Genomic DNA, 20,419 nt, shown 5'->3' on the forward strand with positions numbered 1-20,419 from the left:
CAGCAAAGGGCGGGGGGCACCCACCGTGCCATCCGTGGCCACTGCCAGACCCTGGCCCGGAGCCAGCAGCGCGGTCGGCGCCTTGAGCGCAGCGCCGGGCTCGCTGTCAGTGTCGCGCCGCGATTGCACCGCGACAGAGCCATGCTCTACCGACGCCGTGGTCTGGCCCGAATCGGCCAGTGCCACGCTGAACTGCGTGCCCCGCACGCTGGTCACCGCCAGCGGTGTGCGGATCTCCATGCGGCGCAGGGGCTCGGCGCTGGGGGGCACGGTCGATTCCACGCCGCCCTTGTGCATCTCCAGCACTGACTGCACGCTGCCAGCGCGCCCCCGCCGACGCAGCTGGCGCAGCTGCAGCTCGGACTGCGCCTGCACCCGCACCACGGTGCCATCGGCCAGCTGCACTGCCACGAACGACTCGGGGCCCACCTTCAGCTCGGTGCCTTCTTCCAGCTTGCTGCCGGTCGCAATGGGGGCGGGCGTGCCGCTGCCCAGCGCCTGCGCCGTGACCTCGCCCTGCACAAACTGTACGGTGGCCGATTCGCTGGGCTGCAGCCGCACGGGGATGAAGATCAACGAGCCTGGCTGCAGACGCTTGGGGTCGGCCACCTTGTTGCGTGCTTGCAGCAACGGCCACTGGCGCGGGTTGGCGAGGTAGCTGCGGGCCAGTCCTTCCAGGGTGTCACCCTCTTTCACGGCGTGGGCAATTTCATCGCCTTGTTGGGGGGCTGCCGGGGCAGCGACCGGCTGGGCCGAGAAGGCGGTGGTTGCTGCCACGCACAACAGGGCTGCAGCACTTGAGTGCATGCGAAATGGCAGGGGGGTGATCAAGTCATGTCTCCTTCATGGGGCACGGAACGGGCAGGCGTGATGGTGGCGGAGCCCGCCGTACTCTGTCGCGGCCTTCAGCCTTTGTGCTGGGCTTCGACGGCTTCAAAACGGTAGCCCACGCCATACACCGCTGTCACGATGAAACCGTTGGCGGGGCGCAGGTCGAGCAGGTTGCGCAGGCGCGAGATGTGGGTGTCCAGCGAGCGCGACATCACATCGGCCACCTGGCCCCAGACGACTTCCTTGAGGTGGTCGCGCGACAGCAGTCGCCCCATGTTCTGGAACAGGAACAGGGCGAGGTCGTATTCGCGGTTCTTCAGCTCCACCGCCACTCCGTCCATTTCGATGGACCGGGTTTCGGGCAGGAAACGGTAGCGGCCAAACTCCATCACGCCCCCGGTGTTGTCGGGGTAGGCGCGGCGCAGCAGGGCGGCCACGCGGGCATTGAGTTCGCCGATGCGCACGGGCTTGACCATGAAATCATCCGCCCCACTGCCCAGGCCTTCCACAATATCGCGCTCTTCCTGGCGGTGCGTGACGAACAGGATGGGCACGCGGGCCGCAACGTTCTGGCGCACCCAGCGCACCACCTCGGGCCCGGTGGTGTCGGGCAGGTGCCAGTCCACGATCAGCAGATCAAAGGTTTCGCGGCGCAGCGTTCGCATCAGCTCCGCACCGGTCAGGTGGGTATGGCACACATGGCCCATCGCCTCCGTGGCCTGCTTGATCAGATCCAGCTGAAGCGCATCGTCGTCCAAAGCGGCTATGCGCATGGTTCTCCCCATCCAAAATCGAACTGCGGATTATTGGCGATAACTACCACGGCGCGGGCTCGCGCCGAGCGGAGCGAGAGGGGATTTGACATTTGTTAACCCTCCCGGCCCGTGGTGGTCACCGCGCGGGTGGCTCTGTCGCTATCTCGCGCACCAGCCGCATGCCGACCAGCGTGTAGCGCGTCTCTGGGCTGTTCCAGTTGCGGTAGCCGCAGCGTGCATAGAGCGCCCAGGTGTGCCACGAGCCACCCCGGCGCACACGCACACTGCCCGTGGCCGGACCGGTGGGGTCGTTGCGTGGAGACTCGGCGTAGTAGGTGTCGCCATGCCAGTCGCCCGTCCACTCCCAGGCGTTGCCCAGCATGTCGTACAGCCCGAAGGCATTGGGGGCAAAGCGGCCTACCGGCGCGGTAAACGCGTATCCGTCGTTGCCCGCCAGCGCATGCTGGCGCCAGCGTGACCACTGAGGGGCTGCGGCCTGGTCGAAGGTATTGCCCGCTGAGACCAGCTCTTGCGGGTTGTCACCATGCGGGTACAGGCTGCGGCTGCCCGCGCGGCAGGCGTATTCCCACTCCGCCTCGGTGGGCAGTCGGTAGCGATGGCCCTCGGTGCGGCTGAGCCACTGGGCCATGGCCTGCGCGTCGTTCCATGTCACGTTCACCACGGGGTGGTCCGGGCCCTGCGCAAAGCCGGGGTTGCGCCACGAGTAGCGCGGGTCGCGCCCCTCGAACGCATCGCCGCGCCGCGTGGTGGCCGGGTCGTAGGCGGGGTTGTAGCCATAACCCCCCGTGCCATCGGCCTCGGACTCTGGCCGGTAGCCGGACGCCTCCAGGAAGCGCTGGAACTGCCCCACCGTGACCTCGTGCTGACCAAGGTAGAAATCGCGGGTGATCTGCACCTCGTGCGCTGGCGATTCATCAGCCAGGTCGGTCAGGCGCTTGCGCTCCAGCAGCGGGAAGTTCTTTTCCAGCGTTTCGACGGGGGGCACGCCCCCCATCCAGAAGGTGCCCGCAGGCACACGGACAAAGGCCATGCCCAGGCTGTTGACCCAGGGCGACGTGACCGTGCCCGCCTGGGTGGACGGCGTGTGCTGGCAGCCTGCCAGCAGCGCGGACAGCGCCAGCAAGGCCGCACCGCTCGCCCAGTTGCGGCATGCTGGTGGGGCGGCTGGCCTCAAGGCTTGTCCTGCAACTCGCTCACGCATTCAAACACCAGACGCGAGCCATCGTTGCGCAACAGTTTGGCGTGCAAGGCCATGCGCTGGCATTCGCGGTTGGCCGCCGCATACGCCTGGGACGTGTCGGGCCCGTACACCGGCACGCTGAAGGTGCGGTCGCGGCCCGAGGCCATGGGGCCCGAGGGGCCGTAGGGGTTGGTCGCATTGCAGCCCGCCAGCAAGGCCAGCACAGACACGGAGGCACACAGCAGTTTCATGGAAGTCTCCCAAGCCGATCAAAAGGCCAGTTTACGCACATGCCCGGTGGCTGCCCATAGGTGTTGTGCGGGGCTCTCATGGCGTGGGGCATGCGTGTAAGCCCCCACTGTGCATGCGCAGGCACAGCCACTACAGTGGGTACTGCATGCACGGCTGCATGCTGCGGTGGAGGGGCGGGATGGCAAGTACGCGAGCACCGGTCATACAAGACGCCTGGCGGCCCTGGGCGTTGCGGGTACTGCTCGCGCTGGGCTTGCTGGCGCTGCTGCCCGCCTTGCCGGTGTGGACGCCGCTGCAGCGGCTGGAGCACGACCTGCTGGCCAGTTGGACCGCTGCGCCGCCGCCCGATGTGGGCGTCCTGGTGGTCGGGCTGGACGAACCCAGTCTGGCGGCGCTGAACCTGACCCCTCCCCTGCCGCGCCGCCTGCACGCGCAACTGGTCCAGGCCTTGTCTGCGGCAGGCGCTTCGGCGCTGGGCATCGACATGCTGTTTGCCGCGCCACAGTCCTCTGAGGACGATGCCGCGCTTGCGGCGGCCCTGCAAGGGCGCATGCCAGTGGTGCTGGCGGCAGCCGATGTGGCGGTGAACACCTCGCAGGTGGCGCAATACCGGCAGACCGTGCCCTCGGTGTTTCCCATGGCCCGCCAGGGCAGTGTGGCGGTGCAGCCGGACGACGATGGCGTGCTGCGCCTGGCACCCGCTCGGAGTGATGCCCTGTGGCAGGAGTTGGCGCGCAGCGGCGGGCGCAGTGTGCAGTCCCCACCACCGGGCGCGTTGCTGCGCTACTACGCCCCCGAGGTCCCGCTGCCCTACGCCCACTACACCCAGGCGCTGGAGGCCAGCCAGGCGCTGCCGGCTGCGGCCGTGCAGGGGCGCCTGGTGTTGCTGGGTCAGAACACGCCGGTGGACGGGGTTGATCAGTTCGCCACGCCCCTGCGTGCGCTGGGCGCGGGCACGCAGACCGGCGTGCTGGTGCACGCCACGGCTCTGGTGAATGGCTTGGCGGGGGACTGGGTGGTGCCCGCCCACCCGGTAGGCCCTTGGCTGCAGGCCGCGCTGGCCGTGGGCTGCGTGGCCGCCTGGACCCGGCGCTGGCGCGGTGGGCGGGCGGTGCTGTTTAGCGCAGCATTGGCAGTGCTGGCCCTGCTGGGTGGGCTGGGGGCCTACCTGGCAGGGGTGTGGTGGACGGCACTGCCCACGCTGGCGGGCCTCGCCCTGCACCTGAACGTGGGCGCGGCCGACAGCTACTGGCGCGAACACCGCCGCCGCGAACAGCTGCGCGCGGACTTTGCCCGGTACGTGCCCGCCGCCGTGGTCGATGCCCTGGTGGCCGACGGTGCCCAGCCGCAACTGCATGGCGAGCGCCGTGTGCTGACGCTGCTGTTCTCTGACCTGGCAGGCTTCACCGCCGCCAGCGAGCACTTGCCGCCCGAGGCCGTGGCCCAGGCGCTGAATGCCTACTTCTCCCGCATGACCCACACGGTGCACCAGCACGGCGGCACGCTGGACAAGTTCATCGGCGACGCCGTCATGGCGTTCTGGAACGCACCGTTGCCTGATGCCCGGCATGCGGACCGGGCTCTGGCCTGCGCACTGGCCATGCAGGCCGACATGGTGGAACTGCGGGTCCAGTGGCAGGGCACACCGTTTGCCCAGGTGCAACTGCGCATTGGCTTGCACACGGGCGAGGCGGCGGTAGGGCACCTCGGGTCGCATGAGCGCTTTACATACACCGCTGTGGGCGATGCGGTGAACACCGCCGCGCGGCTGGAGGGCGCCAACAAGGCCTTTGGCACATGCATCCTGCTATCGGGCGCCACACACGATGCGCTGCAGGCAGTGCCAGCGGGTGCTGCCCCAGAGGTCCCGCTGATGTGGCTGGACACCGTGGTGCTGGCCGGGCGCAGCACCGGCGTGGATGTGTACACCCCGTGCGGTGACACTACGCTGGCCTCCATCAGCCAAACGCTGCGGGGCCATTGGCAGGCTGCGCGTTGGGCGCAGGCCCTGCAGTGCTGTGCCGATGCGTGCGCACACGCGGCAGCGCATGCCCCGCAGTGGCACGGGCAGGCGCTGCGCTGGCAGGCCCGGGTGCAGGCCCAGGCGGACGGCTCTGCAACTGGCACCACCCCCGTATTCACAGCGCGGGCGCTGGACAAGACCTGAGTCCCCGGCGCAAGACTCCCCCAGAGAGGCCCACCATGCCCATCCCTCTTGTGTCATCCCCGTCACGCCTGGCGTGGCTTACGCCGGTGGGTGTCGCCCTGTCGGCCTGGAGTGCTGCCAGTGCCTGCGCGCAATGTGCCGGTGTACCTCTGGCGCCTGACGCAGTGGCTGCGCAAATTGTGGCGCTCAGCGGCCAAGGCGAAACGCGCCCCCCCGGCACCGAGCCCTGGCTGCCTGCCACGCTCGCCCAGCCGTTGAGTCCGGGGGCAGACATGCGCACGCTGGCGTTGTCATCCGCCGCATTGCTGCTGGCAGACCGCACGCAGATCCGCATGTCGGCCAACGCGCAATTGCGGCTGTGCGAGGCCCAGCCAGCGCGCACCCTGCTGGAACTGGCTGCGGGCCGGCTGTGGGCGCGCACCAAGAAGGCCCCGGCCAACCTGCTCCTGCAAACGCCTGCGGCGCTGGCCGTAGTGCGGGGTACCGACTGGGACGTGGAGGTGGACGGAGCGGGGCGTACCACGCTCACCGTGCTGTCCGGCGCTGTGGAGTTGCGCAACGACCTGGGCAGCGTGCAACTGGGACCCGCCGAGCAGGGCGTGGCCGAGCCCGGCCAGGCGCCTGTCAAGCGCCTGCTGGTCAACCCCCGCGAGCGGGTGCAGTGGGTGGCCGCCTACCCGGGCGACCTGACGCGTTGGACCGAGTTCCAGCCCGTTCAGACGGCACCACCCGCTCTGGCAGAGGTTCGCGCCGCATTGCAGGCGGGGCAATGGGCCCAGGCGCGTGCCCTGTTGCGGGCCCTGTCGGCGCAGGGCGATGGTGGGGCGGTGGTCGAGCTGGCCCTGGCGGACCTGGAGGTGCTGGACGGCCAGCCCGACGCCGCGCAGCAGCGCCTGGCCCTGGCCTGGCAGCGCACGCGAGATCCCCGTACCGCTGCGGGCCGGGCCGACCTGCTGATGGCGCTGGACCGCCTGCCAGAAGCGCGCATCTGGCTGGATACCGCGCGGGCCGCGTCGCCCGGCTTTGCGCCATTGCTGCAGGCCGACGCCGACTGGCACCGGCTGCAAGGGCAGGGGGACGCCGCCCTGGCCTTGTACCGGCAGGCGGTGACCCACGCGGAGGGCGATGCGCAGCGGGCCGCCGCCCTGGCAGGGCTGGGCCGCGCATTGCAAGAGCGCGGAGACCTGCGCGCGGCCCGCAGTGCACTGGCGCAGGCCGTGGCCCTGTCGCCAGACCAAGCGGCCTACTGGGGCGAAGCCGCCACGGCGGCCATCGAAGGCCTGCGCCTTGCCGAGGCGCGCACCGCTCTGGATGCCGCCCTGGCGCAGTCGGGCGACGACTATGTGGCCCTGGCAGCCGCCGGGTTGCTGGCCCTGCGGCGGGGCGATGCCGAGGCTGCCCGCACCGCGCTGCTCAAGGCCTTGGTGATTGAGCCGCGATACGCCCGCGCACAGGTGTGGCTGGCGGTGGCCGAATACACGCTGGGCGAGCGCGCCGCAGCGCTGGACGCTCTGGACCGCGCACGCCTGGCTGACGCGCGCGACCCGCTGCCCTGGCAGGTGGAGGCCATGCTGCGCAACGACAGCGGCGAGCCCGTGGCGGCCATGGCCGCAGCGCGCGAGGCGCTCACCCGGCTGCCCTACCTGAAGTCGCTCAACCCGCTGGCCTCGGACAGCCAGGGCTCTGCCAACCTGGGCAAGGCGCTGGGCGACTTCGGCATGGAGCACTGGGCACGGGCCTACGCCAGCGCGTCGTACTACCCGCTGTGGGCCGGCAGCCACTTCTTTCTGGCCGACCGGTACGAGAGCGACTTCAGCCGCCGCTCCGAGCTGTTCCAGGGCTACCTCACCGACCCCACCGTGTTTGGCGCCAGCGACAAGCGCGCGCCGCTCCTGCTGTCTGCAGGCAGTGAATGGTCGATGGGCGCGAGCGCTGAACGCAACCCGCTGCGTCACAACGCCACGGCCGATGTGGGCTACCGCGGCTTTGCCGCCAGCAGCGTGCCTGTGGCCTGGCTGGTGCGCGCCAACGACGTGCAGATGTGGCCCCGCGAAGGCCCCGCCACCACGCAGTACCGCCTGTCGTCGCCAGGGGTGGACCTGGCGCTGGGTATGCGGCCCAACGAGAGCCTGTCGCTGTTCGCGCTGCATGGTGACACCACCTTGCGCTATCGCTTTCCGCAAGGCCTGGACTTCGGCAACGGCATCACCTTCACCGGCGGCGCCGAGACGCACACCCGCCGCACCGACCTGGGCGCTGCGTGGCGCTGGTCGGCCGATAGCCAGACCTGGCTCAAGGTGCACAGCGGGCGCCAGACCTCCGGACTGGTGCTGGACGATGCGCGCTGGGGCCCCCAGGACTACCGCTATGCCAGTGACGAGCAGGGCCTGTTCCTGCGCCACACCGTGTTGTGGGGCGCGCACCGCCTGAGCGTGGGCTGGGAGCGCGTGGACCGGGATACCGTCAGCGCGATCTCAGACCCCGGCATCACCACGCCGCGCACCAACACCGAGCGCTACCACATGCCCTGGGTGGCGGGCGAATGGCGCAGCGGTGTCTGGACCTGGATGGCCGAGGCGTACTGGCCCCGGTTCGCCACCCGGCAGCGCGACCGTTATGCCGACACAGCGACGGGACAAGACCTGCTGCCCGTGCAGGACGACGGCGCGGCGCACCGCCACCGGCTGCTGCCGCGCCTGGGCGCCAGCCTGCGCCTGGGCCCGGGCCGCGCCCTGCACTGGGCCTGGCAGGAGAGCGTGCGAGCGCCCGGCACGCATACCCTGTCGCCCGTCGCCACGGGTGCCATTGCCGTGGACAACCAGTACCTGCTGGCGGGCAGCTACGCCCGCAAGCACGCGGTGCAACTGGACTGGGAGGCCAGCGCCACCACCTTCTGGGGCGCCAGCCTGTCGGGGCAGCGCATCAGCAACCTGGTGGCCGCCAACGGTCGCCTGTTTGCGCAGAACACGGGGGCGCTGTTCGACAACGTGGCCACCATCGCCCCCGTGGTGCTCAATGCCCAGACCACGCTCAGCACCTATGAGGAAACGCCTGTCTTCGGGCAGGGACAGCTGGCGCAGGCCACGGTGTCCGTCAACCATTTGCTGGGTCCGCGCTGGAGCGTGCTGGGCAGCTACATCCACACCACATCGCGCAACACCGGGGCGGGTCTGGAGGGGCGTTGGCTGCCCGGCTTTGCCCGCCACGTGGTGCTGGGCCAGACCACATGGCGCCATGAGGCGCGCAGCTTTTCGCTGCTGCGCCTGACCTGGCGCGGTATGCGCTATATCGACGAGGCCAACACTGTGCAACGCGCCCCGGGCTGGAGCCTGGCCCTGGCCCATGGCTGGGAGTCGCAGGACCGGCGCTGGAGCTTTACCGGCACGGTGCAGACCGGGCTGCGCACCGGGGAGCGGCCCACGCTGTGGGCCCTGGTGCGGTACCGGGACTGAAGGGGCGCCCAGTGTGCAGAGGGCGCCTTTACCGGGTGATGGAAGGGTGTTTGAGGCCTTTTTGGCCGGTAGCGCTAGTGCGATATGCCCAAGCAGCTATCAAAAATGTAGCGAATGGGCATTGAAAGGCGTACAAAAAAGCCCGCAGCCTTGCGGCTCGGGCTGTGTGTCTTGCACGCGGCGCTCGGTGGCGCGCCGGCTTATGCAGCGGCGGCCTCGGCCAGCGCCTGCAGTGCGGCCGTCACTTCGGCAGCTTCCACGCCGTCCACCGGCACTAGGCGCGGGGCCAGGGTCTGCAGCGCTGCGCTGTCCTTTTGCAACTGGGCAATGGCCTGGCCGGCCTCCTTGGGGGCGTCAAAGCCCGTGCTCTGGAGCAGCAGGCGGCCGTCGGCGGCCACCAGCTTGAAGTAGAACTTGCCGTCGGCCTCGCGGTACTGCTTGAAAGCGGGCAGTGCGGCCTTGGCGGCCTTGGCCGGTTTGGCGGCTGTGCTGGCCTGCACCAGGCTGCGCAGGCCCACGGCGCTGCGCAGTTCGCGGATGAACGGCGTGGCCAGAGCGCGGGCGCGCTCGGCGCCAGCCAGCAGGGTCTGTTCGATGCGCGCAGGGTTGTGGATGAGTTCTTCGTACTGCGCGCGCATGGGGGCGATCACCTGGTCCACGCGCTCCAGCAGCAGGTGCTTGGCGTCGCCCCAGGCAATGCCGTCGGCATAGGCCTTGCGCAGGGCCTCGGTCTCTTCGGGCGTGGCAAAGGCCTGGTAGATCTGGAACAGGGCCGAGCCTTCGACCTCTTTGGCCTCGCCGGGCGCGCGCGAGTCGGTCAGGATGCCGCCGATGAGCTTCTGCAGCTGGGCACGCGAGCTGAACAGCGGGATGGTGTTGTCGTAGCTCTTGCTCATCTTGCGGCCGTCCAGCCCGGGCAGTGTGGCCACATGGTCGTCGATGGCCGCCTCGGGCAGCACAAAGTGCTCGCCGTACAGGTGGTTGAAGCTGGCCGCCATGTCGCGGGCCATCTCGATATGCTGGATCTGGTCGCGGCCCACCGGCACCTTGTGGGCCTTGAACATCAGAATGTCCGCGCCCATCAGCACCGGGTACATGAACAGGCCTGCGGTGACACCGTCGTCGTGCTCGCGCCCGGCGGCGGTGTTCTTGTCCACGCTGGCCTTGTAGGCGTGGGCACGGTTCAGCACGCCCTTGCCGGTCACGCAGGTCAGCAGCCAGGTCAGCTCGGGAATCTCGGGGATGTCGGACTGGCGGTAGAAGGTGACCTTTTCAGGGTTGAGCCCTGCGGCCAGCCAGCTGGCCGCGATCTCCAGCGTGGAGCGCTGGATGCGCACCGGGTCTTCGCACTTGATCAGCGCGTGGTAGTCGGCCAGAAAGTAAAAGCTCTGCACGCCGGGCGTGAGGCTGGCCGCCACCGACGGGCGGATGGAGCCGACGAAGTTGCCCAGGTGGGGGGTGCCGGTGGTGGTGATGCCGGTGAGAAAACGGGTGGTGCTCATGGGAAACAAAAATTCAGCAGATCAGTTGAACAGGAAGTCTCGGGCTCGCAGGCTGTGCTGCGCTCAGCGCAGCAGGGCCGTCAGCGGGGTGAGCAACAGGTTGATGGCGGTGTAACCCACGGCCATCAGGGGGCGCAGCCACAGCGTGCCCACCACCCCGGCGATCACCAGGCCCATCACGATGAAAAAGCCCCAAGGCTCGATGCGCGACACCATGTGGGCCTGTTTCCAGGGCAGCAGGCCCACCAGAATGCGCCCGCCATCGAGCGGCGGCAGCGGAAACAGGTTGAAGGCCCACATCACCAGGTTGACCATGACCCCGGCGCGTGCCATTTCCAGGAAGAAGCGCTCCTCAATCCCCGTGCCCACCAGCACCACGAGCAGCACGGCCCAGGCGATGGCCTGGATGAAGTTGGACGCGGGCCCCGCCAGGGCCACCCAAACCATGTGCTTCTTGGGGTTGCGCAGATTGCCGAAGTTGACCGGCACCGGCTTGGCGTAGCCAAACAGGAAGGCGCCCGAGGTCGCAAAGTACAGCAGCAGCGGCATCAGGATGGTGCCGACCGGGTCAATGTGCTTGAAAGGGTTGAGCGTGATGCGCCCCATCATGTACGCGGTGTTGTCGCCAAAGTGGCGCGCTGCGTAGCCATGGGCCGCCTCGTGCACAGTGATGGCAAACAGCACCGGCAGGGCGTAGATCAGAACGGTTTGGATGAGATTGGAGGTGTCCACGCCGGGATTGTCTCAGACGCCCCGCTGCCCCCGGCGTTGCCAGGGTGACCCGGCGGGTGTTCAGGCGCCCGGCGGCCACCGCGTATTGTGGGTTGTACGTATGCCGATGGGTCTCCAGGCGGGGTGTTCGTTGCTAGCATCAACCTCTTGCCCGCAGCCCGTGCCAGTTTGTGCGAGTTCGTGCCCTTTGGCGCGCAGCGCTGCGCGGCGGCCCCTCCCACAACGACATACAACAGGCCTGGAGACATTGAAGCCATGTGGAACAACTTGAAGATCGGAACGCGCCTGTTGCTGGCGTTTGGCGGCCTCGCACTCGTCGTGCTGCTGCTGATGGTGATGGCACTGTCCGGCATCGGCGGTGCCGAGCAGGCGCTGCAGGGCGCCACGCCCCCGGCCCAGGCGGCGCTGGCACAGTTGCAAAGTTCGCGCAACTGGGTCATCGGTTGCAGTGTGGTGGTGTTTGTGCTGGCGTTGGTGGCCACGCTCAGCCTGCGCGCCAGCATCGTGGCGCCGCTCAACCAGGCCATCCTGATTGCCGAAACCGTGGCGTCCGGCGACCTGAGCCAGGAGTTCAACTCCGACCTGGAGGGCGACTTTGGCCGCCTGCTGGGCGCGCTGGGCACCATGGAGGACACGCTGACCGACCTGGTGTCCCGCATCAAGCAAAGCACCGATTCGATTACCGCCTCTGCGGCAGACATTGACCATGGCAACACCGACCTGTCGCGCCGCGCGGAAGACCAGGTGTCGTCCCTGACCGAGACGGCGGCCAGCATGGAGCAGCTGACAGCCACCGTGCGCCAGAACGCCGAGCGCGCCCATTCGGCCAGCGGCCTAGCCGTGCAGGCGTCGGCGATTGCCGAGCAGGGCGGGTCGGTTGTGGGCGAGGTGGTGCAGACCATGCAGGCCATCAGTGGCAGCTCGCGCAAGATCGTGGACATCATCCAGGTGATCGAGGGCATCGCCTTCCAGACCAATATCCTGGCACTCAATGCTGCCGTGGAGGCCGCGCGTGCCGGCGAACAGGGCCGGGGTTTTGCCGTGGTGGCCAGCGAGGTGCGCAACCTGGCCCAGCGCAGCGCGGTGGCGGCGCGCGAGATCAAGGCACTGATCAGCGCGTCGGTCGAACAGGTGGAAAGCGGCGCCGGTCAGGTGGGCAAGGCGGGCAAAACCATGGAAGAGATCGTCGGCGCCGTGGGCCAGGTGAGCGCGCTGCTGGGCGAAATCTCCACCGCCCTGCGCGAGCAGAGCGAAGCCATCAGCCATGTCAACGGGGCGGTGTCGCACATGGACGGCAGCACGCAGGAGACGGCCTCGCTGGTGCAGCATGCGGTGAGCACGGCGTCGGCATTGTCGGCACAAGCCCGCGACCTGGAGCAGGCGGTGGGGGCGTTCAAGCTCTGACGAATTCCTGAGCCGCTGCGCGGCTCTCCCCTCCAAGGCGCGCTACCGGCGGCTGAGCGAAGCCCGCTGCACCGCAGCGAATGTATTGGGGGTGGCGCCGCTTCGGCGGGCTCTTACAATCCCAGCGCCTGCAGGCTGCCCCGGCCTTCGCGCACCACGACCGGGTCGCCGCCGGTGCCCATGGGGGTCAGGTCCACCACCGTGGTGGGCTCCAGGGGGCAGGCCCCGGCATCGACGATGGCATCCACCAGCTTTTCGTAGCGCTCGCGGATTTCTTGCGGGTCGTTCAGGGGCTCGGTCTCATCCGCAGGGATCAACGTGGTGGCCAGCAGCGGGGCGCCGTGCAGCTCCAGCAGCAGCTGCAGGCCTTTGCGGTCGGGCACCCGCAGCCCAATGGTCTTGCGCGAGGGGTGGCTCACGCGGCGGGGCACTTCCTTGGTGGCTTCGAGGATGAAGGTGTACGGGCCTGGCGTGCCCAGCTTGAGCAGGCGGTACTGCCGGTTGTCCACCCGTGCGTAGTTGGCCAGCTCCGACAGGTCGCGGCACAGCAGCGTGAGGTGGTGCTTTTCGTCCACCTGGCGGATGCGGCGCAGGCGGTCCACTGCGTCCTTGTCGTCCAGGTGGCAGACCAGCGCATAGCTCGAATCCGTGGGCACGGCCACGATGCCGCCCTTTTGCAGCAGCAGTGCGGCTTGCTTGAGCAGCCGGGGCTGCGGGTTGTCGGGATGGGCTTCGAAATACTGGGCCATGGGGCAGGTTCTCAGTGATGCGTGGCGCTGCGCGTGGGTGCCTTGCCTGGTGGCAGGTCGTCCAGAGGGCGCCTGGCGCGCCTGCGGCAGCGCGGGGTCATCGCAAAATTCGGTCGGACAGCAGTTCCCATACGGGGGTCAATGCGCCGGGCAGCAGGGGCAACGTGCCCAGGTCGGTGTGCGATTCGTCGGGGCTGTGGAAGTCGCTGCCACGCGATGCGGCCAGGCCAAACTCCTGCGCCATGTCGGCGTAGGTCACGTACTCGGCCGCGCTGTGGCTGCCCGTGACGACCTCGACCGCCCGGCCACCGTGCTGCTTGAATTCGGAGAACAGCGCGAATTCTTCATTGGCGCTGAACTTGTAGCGCGCCGGGTGGGCGATCACCGCCATGCCCCCCGCCTGTGTGATCCAGCGCACGGCATCCCCCAGGCTGGCCCACCGGTGGGGCACATAGCCCGGTTTGCCTTCGGTCAGGAATTTGCGAAACACCTCGGAGGTGTCTTTGCACACGCCGGTTTCCACCAGAAAACGCGCGAAATGGGTGCGCGAGATGAGTGCCGGGTTGCCCACAAACTGCAGCGCCCCTTCGTAGGCGCCCTTGATGCCGACCTGGGCCAGCTGGGCCGCCATCTCCTGCGCCCGCTCGCCGCGCCCGCCGCGTGTGGCGGCCAGGCCCTGGGCCAGCTGGGTGTCGTCAGGGTCAAAGCCCAGACCCACGATGTGGACAGTGGTGTCGGCAAAGGTGACCGAAATCTCAGTGCCGGTGAGGTAGGCCATGCCTTGGGCGCGGGCGGCAGCGGCCGCACGGTGCTGGCCGCCGATCTCGTCATGGTCCGTCAACGCCCACAGCTCCACCCCGTTGGCCTTGGCCCGCGCGGCCAGGTCTTCGGGCGTCAGGGTTCCGTCGGAGACGACGGAATGGCAGTGCAGGTCGGCGTTGAGTATGGAGGTCACCGATTCATTTTAGGGCTTGTACTGATAACGCGCCCCACGGAATCCATTAACACTTGTTACATGCACATTTCGCCTGGCTGGCGGGTGTTCAGCCGGGTCGAATGCCGGCAGTGTGGTGGTTTTCCTTGGGCAAGATACAACAACGCGGAACCTCGGGGTTTTTGCAGAGCATCAGGAGCAACCATGAAATTCAATGACCTGCGTGTCGCCCACAAGATGTGGAGCGTAATTCTGGGTCTGCTGGCGCTGATGCTGGTGGCCGCCGTCTGGACCCAGTGGTATGGGCGGCAGGTCACTGCTGCGACCGAAGAGTCCGTCAACAAATTCGAGTCCGCCATCACCACGGCGGTCAGCTGGCGTGGCCTGGCGGAAGTGGCGGTCACCATGTCGATGGCCGGTTTTGTGACCACCGACCAGGCGCTCAAGGCAGATTTTGATACCCGGGTGGCTGCGCTCACGGCACGCATCACCCCGGTGCAGGAAAAGATCAACAAGGCGGCGGTGTCCCCCGAGGACAAGGCGGCATTGGCCGCGGTGGCGGCTGCGCGTGCCGATGTCCGGGGCCAGACCGACAAGCTCAAGGAGCTGACCGATGCGGGCGATGCCGCCGCCAAGCAGGCCTATGTGGACAAGGTTTACCGGCCCAAGGTGTTGGCTTATCTGGAGTCGATCGACAAGTTCGTGGCCGTGCAGGAGCGCCAGCGTGACGATGCGGTGCAGGCCGCACGTGCCACGCGCGGCAACCTGGTGCTGATCGGGGCTGCCGCAGCCATCGCGGTGGTGGCCCTGGGCATGCTGCTGGCGGCCCTGCTGGTGCGCTCCATCACGCGGCCGCTGGATCGGGCCGTGGTGCTGGCAGAAGCCATTTCGGCCGGGGACCTCACCCAAGACATCCACGATGACCGCAAGGATGAACTGGGCGTGCTCACCCGGGCGCTGTCGGCCATGTCGGCACGGCTGCGCGGTGTGGTGAGCGAAGTGCGCCAGGGAGTGGACTCGGTCTCGTCGGCGTCGGTGGAGATTGCCAACGGCAACCACGACCTGTCGGCGCGCACCGAGCAGACGGCCTCCAACTTGGAAGAGACGGCAGCCAGCATGGAACAGCTCACGGCCACCGTGAGCCAGTCGGCCGACACGGCCCGCCAGGCCAACCAGCTCGCCGGCACGGCAGCCCAGGCTGCAGCGCGGGGCGGCGAAGTGGTGGGCCAGGTGGTCACCAGCATGCAGCAGATCACCGACAGCAGCCGCAAGATCAGCGACATCATCGGCACCATCGACGGCATCGCCTTCCAGACCAACATCCTGGCGCTGAACGCAGCGGTGGAAGCCGCCCGGGCCGGCGAGCAAGGCCGTGGGTTTGCGGTGGTGGCCAGCGAAGTGCGCAGCCTGGCGCAGCGCAGCGCCGAGGCGGCCAAAGAGATCAAGACCCTGATCAGCGCCAGCGTGGAGAACGTGGAATCGGGCTCGGCCCAGGTGGCGCAGGCAGGGCAAAGCATGCAAGAGATCGTTGCCAGCGTACAGCGCGTGAGCGACCTCATCGGCGAGATCACGGCCTCCTCGACAGAACAGCGCGACGGCATCGCGCAGGTCAACCAGGCCGTCACACACCTCGATCAGATGACGCAACAGAACGCGGCGCTGGTGGAAGAGTCCACGGCGGCAGCCGCCTCGATGCGTGACCAGGCACAGCACCTGGCGCAGGTGGTGTCGGTATTCAACGTGGGAGCGGTGGCCACCCGGGCGCCGGCAGCGGCACCCCGCGCTGCAGCACCGGCGCCTGCGCCACGGCCCGCCGTGGCCAAGGCCCCACTGGGCAACAAGCCTGCCACCGCCAGTAAGGCGGCCGCCAACGCGCCCAAGGCTCCATCGCGGCTGGCACCGCCAGTTGCACCCGCAGTCACACAGTCGGCAGCCCCTGCACCCAAGGCGGCGGCCAAAGGTGGGGACGACGACTGGGAAAGCTTCTGATTCCTGGCCCTTGCGTGCCCTGAAGGCTCCGGGGCGTAGGCCTGTCAGGGCCAGCAATACTGGGACCAGAAGTGTGGGTGTGGCGGGCTGGGACTTGTATACCGGTCTGGCCCCGTCAGGCCATGGGTTCTAGCGCCTGTTCGATCTGTCTTCGTTCGCGCATTCCTGGCGGGTTTTGGATGCGGGTTTTTCCCGGTGGGGCATGAGTCCGCCGGTGCCTTGGGCTGGCGTAGGCTATGGCCTGTTGTTGATGTAATCGAATGTGTCTTGCACGCCACGCGCAGACCATGGAGACATCACCGATCCACGAGGAAAAACCAACCATGCAATTTGACAATATCCGCGTCTCCCGCAAGCTGTGGGGCGCCTTTCTGGGGCTCATGATTGCCATGTTGCTGCTGTCTGCGTTTGCGCAGAACCGGGGCAACTCTTCGATGTCAGCGGCCATGGACGCCGTGGTCGAGATCGAGGCCCGCATCTCGGCTGCTGTGCGCTGGCGGGGCGCCACCGAAACGGCTGTCACCATGGTCATGGGCGGCGCGGTGACCACTGATTCGGTGCTGGCCGAGCAATACGGCGCCAAGGTCAAGGAGATCATTGGCAACATCAACAAGGTGCAGGAAGGCATCGTGGCCTCGGCCACCGCGCCCGAAGAGAAAGCCTCGCTCGACAAGGTGCTGGAGGCGCGCAAGGCCGTCCTGGCGGCCACCGCCAAGACCTGGGAGCTCAAGGGCGCAGGCGATGCCGTCGCCACCCAACGCTATGCGGACGACGAGTTTGCCCCCCTGGTCACCAAGTACCTCAAGGCGCAGGATGAGTTTGTGGCCACGCTCGAAAAGCGCCGCGACGTGATCCGTGCCGAAGCCACCCAGCGCCGCATCGAATATGCCATCACCGGCATCATCAGCTCCATGGTGCTGATGGCGGCGGGCCTGTTCCTGGCCTGGAAGCTGGTGCGCTCCATCACCCTGCCGCTGAACGAGGCCGTCGAGACCATCGATGCCATTGCAGCAGGCGATCTGACGCGCGAGCTGCAATCCACCCGCAAGGACGAGTTTGGCCACATGCTGCGTTCGCTGTCGGCCATGTCGGCACGGCTGCGTGGTGTGGTGAGCGAAGTGCGCCAGGGAGTGGACTCGGTCTCGTCGGCGTCGGTGGAGATTGCCAACGGCAACCACGACCTGTCGGCGCGCACCGAGCAGACGGCCTCCAACTTGGAAGAGACGGCAGCCAGCATGGAACAGCTCACGGCCACCGTGAGCCAGTCGGCCGACACGGCCCGCCAGGCCAACCAGCTCGCCGGCACGGCAGCCCAGGCTGCAGCGCGGGGCGGCGAAGTGGTGGGCCAGGTGGTCACCAGCATGCAGCAGATCACCGACAGCAGCCGCAAGATCAGCGACATCATCGGCACCATCGACGGCATCGCCTTCCAGACCAACATCCTGGCGCTGAACGCAGCGGTGGAAGCCGCCCGGGCCGGCGAGCAAGGCCGTGGGTTTGCGGTGGTGGCCAGCGAAGTGCGCAGCCTGGCGCAGCGCAGCGCCGAGGCGGCCAAAGTGATCAAGACCCTGATCAGCGCCAGCGTGGAGAACGTGGAATCGGGCTCGGCCCAGGTGGCGCAGGCAGGGCAAAGCATGCAAGAGATCGTTGCCAGCGTACAGCGCGTGAGCGACCTCATCGGCGAGATCACGGCCTCCTCGACAGAACAGCGCGACGGCATCGCGCAGGTCAACCAGGCCGTCACACACCTCGATCAGATGACGCAACAGAACGCGGCGCTGGTGGAAGAGTCCACGGCGGCAGCCGCCTCGATGCGTGACCAGGCACAGCACCTGGCGCAGGTGGTGTCGGTATTCAACGTGGGAGCGGTGGCCACCCGGGCGCCGGCAGCGGCACCCCGCGCTGCAGCACCGGCGCCTGCGCCACGGCCCGCCGTGGCCAAGGCAGCGGCCAGCGCGCCCCGCGTGGCGTCGTCCGCCACCCCGAAGGCACCTGCGCCCGCCCCGGCGCGCCTGCCTGCGGCCAAGGCACCCGCCCCCGCACCCGCCGCCAAGGCAGCGGCGCAGGGTGGCGATGACGATTGGGAGAGCTTCTAAATCGATAGCGGCCAGCGCATGACCATCAAGCGCTGGTGGCTATTTTTGTGGTCGGTATTCCGGCCGATTTGACAGCAAGGCAGCGTGAGCTGCCTTTTGTTTTGGTGCACCTTGAAAGGATTCTCCGATGCCCCTGGTCAACATCCGCCTTGCGCGCCGCGACCTGCCGACTACCGCAGCCCAGAAAGCCGCCCTGATTGCGGGCGTGACCCAGCTCATGCAGCAGGTGCTGGACAAGCGGCCGGAAAGTGTCACCGTCATCATCGACGAGGTGGACCCCGAGAACTGGGGGCAAGGCGGAGAGCCGGTGACCGTGATCCGCCAGCGAAGCAAGGGGCCGACGCAGGCTTGAGCGGTGGCGCACTACACCTGCGCGCCTTCGACCAGGAACTGCACCTTGCGCTCGCCCTTCCACTCGTTCACATCCAGGCGGAAGGCCAGCAGCACCCGGGCAGGCAACTGCTCGGTGTGGCCGAACCAGATGGCATCCACGGGGTTGCCCTGGTGGATGAGCTTGAGCGACAGGTGGTTCTTGGCCTCGCCCACCAGGCGCTGGCTCACGATCTGCACCTCTTCGCTGAAGGTGGGGGGCGCAAAGCCCTGGCCCCAGACCTCGCGGTGCAGCGTGTCCACGATGTCGGCGCGGCAGTATTCGGGGGCCAGCGGGCCGTCGGTTTCGATGCGGCGGGTGAGGGTGGCGGCGTCCAGCCATTCCTGCGCCACCTGGGCAAAGGCCTGCTCGAACACGTCGAACGATTCCTCCGCCACGGTGCAGCCCGCCGCCATGGCGTGGCCGCCGAACTTGAGGATCACGCCCGGGTGGCGCTTGGCCACCAGGTCCAGCGCGTCGCGCAGGTGAAAGCCGGGGATGGAGCGGCCCGAGCCTTTGAGTTCATGCTCTTTGCCCGGCGCGCTGCTGGCCGCAAACACGAAGGTGGGGCGGTGCAGCTTGTCCTTGATGCGGCTGGCCACGATGCCGACCACGCCTTCGTGGAAGTCGGGGTCGAACACGCTGATGGCCGGGGGCGGCTCTTCGCTCTCGTCAAACAGGCTCTCGGCCATCAGCATGGCCTGATCGCGCATGCCGCTTTCAATGTCGCGGCGCTCGCGGTTGATGCCATCGAGCGTGGCGGCCAACTCGGCAGCGCGGGCGGTGTCGTCGGTCAGCAGGCATTCGATGCCCAGCGTCATGTCGGCCAGACGGCCCGCAGCGTTGATGCGTGGGCCTAAAGCAAAGCCGAAATCGAAGGTGGTGGCCACGGGCGCCTTGCGGCCAGCGGCGTGGAACAGGGCGGCGATGCCAGCGGGCATCTGCCCCGCGCGGATGCGCTTGAGGCCTTGCGCGACCAGACGGCGGTTGTTGGCGTCGAGCTTGACCACGTCGGCCACGGTGCCCAGCGCCACCAGCGTGAGCAAGGGGTCGAGCTTGGGCTGGGTGGCGGCGCCAAAGACTCCGCGCGCGCGCAGTTCGGCGCGCAGCGCCAGCAGCACATAAAACATTACGCCCACACCGGCCATGGACTTGCTCTCGAACGGGCAGCCGGGCTGGTTGGGGTTGACGATGGCGTCGGCAGCAGGCAGCTCGGGGCCGGGCAGGTGGTGGTCGGTCACCAGCACCTGCAGGCCCAGCGCCTTGGCTTCGGCCACGCCGTCCACGCTGGCGATGCCGTTGTCCACGGTGATGAGCATGTCAGCGCCCCGCTCGGCCACGCGGCGGGCGATCGAGGCGGTGAGGCCGTAGCCATCGGTCACGCGGTCGGGCACCAGGTAGTCCACGTTCTGGGCGCCCAGCAGCCGCAGGCCGCGCACACCCACGGCGCAGGCGGTGGCGCCGTCGCAGTCGTAATCGGCAACGATGATGAGCCGTTGGTTCTGCGCCATGGCATCGGCCAGCAGGCGGGCTGCGGCGTCAATGCCCTTCAAGCCCTGGTCGCCACTGGGCGGCAGCAGGCGGCCCAGGCCATCGTCCAGTTCGTCCTTGGCCCGCACGCCACGCGCGGCGTACAGGCGCGCCAGCAGCGGGTGCACGCCGGCCTGCTCCAGCGCCCAGGCGGCGCGGGGCGGAATGTCTCTTGCTATTATTTTCATAGCTGCACCAGCATATTCGACCAGCGCATGGGGCGAAAAAGACCTTGAATCCGCTGTGCGAGGCTGCGTGGAGCGGTGTGGAAGCCCAGCGCATTGCGTTCGCCGCACAGGGTCAGTTGCACGGGCGTGCCGCTTTCGGCCCGGCGCAGCAGGTCGGCCACGGGGCCTGCGTCCAGCGCGGCCCAGTCGCTGGCCCAGGTGCGCCAGTCCTCGTGCAAGGCGGCGTCCCGCAGGTTGGTGGGCATGTGGGGCATGTGGGGGGATGGG

At 68.2% G+C, this 20,419-nt stretch carries 15 protein-coding genes and 1 pseudogene; 6 read left to right on the forward strand and 10 right to left on the reverse strand.

Annotation, left to right across the window (positions count from 1 at the left end):
• The 4 genes from AC07X4_RS21045 to AC07X4_RS21060 all read right to left on the reverse strand — a co-directional run.
• The coding region (locus AC07X4_RS21045) for a FecR family protein (RefSeq protein WP_494741197.1) at positions 1-831 on the reverse strand (831 nt) is incomplete at its 3' end.
• 74 nt (positions 832-905) lie between these two features.
• Positions 906-1,604 (reverse strand): response regulator transcription factor, encoded by a 699-nt coding sequence (locus AC07X4_RS21050; protein ID WP_444825429.1) that lies wholly within the window; start codon positions 1,602-1,604, stop codon positions 906-908.
• A gap of 118 nt (positions 1,605-1,722) precedes the next feature.
• On the reverse strand, positions 1,723-2,730 hold the full coding sequence (locus AC07X4_RS21055; RefSeq protein WP_494741206.1) for a formylglycine-generating enzyme family protein: 1,008 nt from the start codon (positions 2,728-2,730) through the stop codon (positions 1,723-1,725).
• A 47-nt stretch (positions 2,731-2,777) separates the two neighbouring features.
• Entirely contained in the window at positions 2,778-3,038 is a 261-nt protein-coding gene (locus tag AC07X4_RS21060) for a hypothetical protein (RefSeq protein ID WP_110959503.1), read from the reverse strand.
• 179 nt (positions 3,039-3,217) lie between these two features.
• Here AC07X4_RS21060 and AC07X4_RS21065 point away from each other — a divergent pair, with 179 nt between their 5' ends.
• Complete coding sequence (locus tag AC07X4_RS21065; protein ID WP_494741198.1) at positions 3,218-5,206, forward strand: CHASE2 domain-containing protein; 1,989 nt, start codon at positions 3,218-3,220, stop codon at positions 5,204-5,206.
• A gap of 35 nt (positions 5,207-5,241) precedes the next feature.
• Complete coding sequence (locus AC07X4_RS21070; protein WP_494741199.1) at positions 5,242-8,658, forward strand: FecR domain-containing protein; 3,417 nt, start codon at positions 5,242-5,244, stop codon at positions 8,656-8,658.
• Between the two features lie 200 nt (positions 8,659-8,858).
• On the opposite strand, the gene AC07X4_RS21075 is transcribed toward AC07X4_RS21070, so the two are convergent.
• Together AC07X4_RS21075 and AC07X4_RS21080 are read right to left on the reverse strand one after the other, a co-directional pair.
• Positions 8,859-10,160: a tryptophan--tRNA ligase gene (locus AC07X4_RS21075; protein ID WP_494741200.1), complete on the reverse strand. Its 1,302-nt coding sequence runs from the start codon at positions 10,158-10,160 to the stop codon at positions 8,859-8,861.
• Positions 10,161-10,223: 63 nt separating this feature from the next.
• Entirely contained in the window at positions 10,224-10,892 is a 669-nt protein-coding gene (locus AC07X4_RS21080) for a site-2 protease family protein (protein WP_056060897.1), read from the reverse strand.
• Between the two features lie 255 nt (positions 10,893-11,147).
• Here AC07X4_RS21080 and AC07X4_RS21085 point away from each other — a divergent pair, with 255 nt between their 5' ends.
• The gene (locus AC07X4_RS21085) at positions 11,148-12,296 is read left to right on the forward strand and encodes a methyl-accepting chemotaxis protein (RefSeq protein ID WP_494741201.1); all 1,149 of its coding nucleotides are present in this window, start codon (positions 11,148-11,150) and stop codon (positions 12,294-12,296) included.
• Between the two features lie 113 nt (positions 12,297-12,409).
• Here the strand turns inward: AC07X4_RS21085 and AC07X4_RS21090 are convergent, their stop codons facing one another.
• Positions 12,410-13,045 (reverse strand): L-threonylcarbamoyladenylate synthase, encoded by a 636-nt coding sequence (locus AC07X4_RS21090; RefSeq protein WP_494741202.1) that lies wholly within the window; start codon positions 13,043-13,045, stop codon positions 12,410-12,412.
• A gap of 97 nt (positions 13,046-13,142) precedes the next feature.
• On the reverse strand, positions 13,143-14,000 hold the full coding sequence (locus AC07X4_RS21095; protein ID WP_056060904.1) for a 3',5'-nucleoside bisphosphate phosphatase: 858 nt from the start codon (positions 13,998-14,000) through the stop codon (positions 13,143-13,145).
• A 183-nt stretch (positions 14,001-14,183) separates the two neighbouring features.
• Here AC07X4_RS21095 and AC07X4_RS21100 point away from each other — a divergent pair, with 183 nt between their 5' ends.
• The 3 genes from AC07X4_RS21100 (at position 14,184) to AC07X4_RS21110 (ending at position 18,416) form a co-directional block, all read left to right on the forward strand.
• On the forward strand, positions 14,184-15,968 hold the full coding sequence (locus AC07X4_RS21100; RefSeq protein ID WP_494741203.1) for a methyl-accepting chemotaxis protein: 1,785 nt from the start codon (positions 14,184-14,186) through the stop codon (positions 15,966-15,968).
• Between the two features lie 323 nt (positions 15,969-16,291).
• Positions 16,292-18,064, forward strand: a complete 1,773-nt coding sequence (locus AC07X4_RS21105) for a methyl-accepting chemotaxis protein (RefSeq protein WP_494741204.1) — start codon at positions 16,292-16,294, stop codon at positions 18,062-18,064.
• Between the two features lie 127 nt (positions 18,065-18,191).
• Positions 18,192-18,416 carry a tautomerase family protein gene (locus AC07X4_RS21110; protein ID WP_056060909.1) on the forward strand — a complete coding sequence of 75 codons (225 nt, stop codon included), beginning with the start codon at positions 18,192-18,194 and terminating at the stop codon, positions 18,414-18,416.
• A gap of 11 nt (positions 18,417-18,427) precedes the next feature.
• Here AC07X4_RS21110 and recJ read toward each other — a convergent pair whose 3' ends face one another.
• Positions 18,428-20,152, reverse strand: a complete 1,725-nt coding sequence (gene recJ / locus AC07X4_RS21115) for a single-stranded-DNA-specific exonuclease RecJ (protein ID WP_494741205.1) — start codon at positions 20,150-20,152, stop codon at positions 18,428-18,430.
• A pseudogene (locus tag AC07X4_RS21120) lies at positions 20,149-20,419 on the reverse strand (phosphoglycerate mutase); the annotation flags it as partial. The gene recJ and the pseudogene AC07X4_RS21120, both read right to left, overlap by 4 nt.

The sequence above is a fragment of the Acidovorax sp. GW460-11-11-14-LB4 genome (assembly GCF_059423685.1).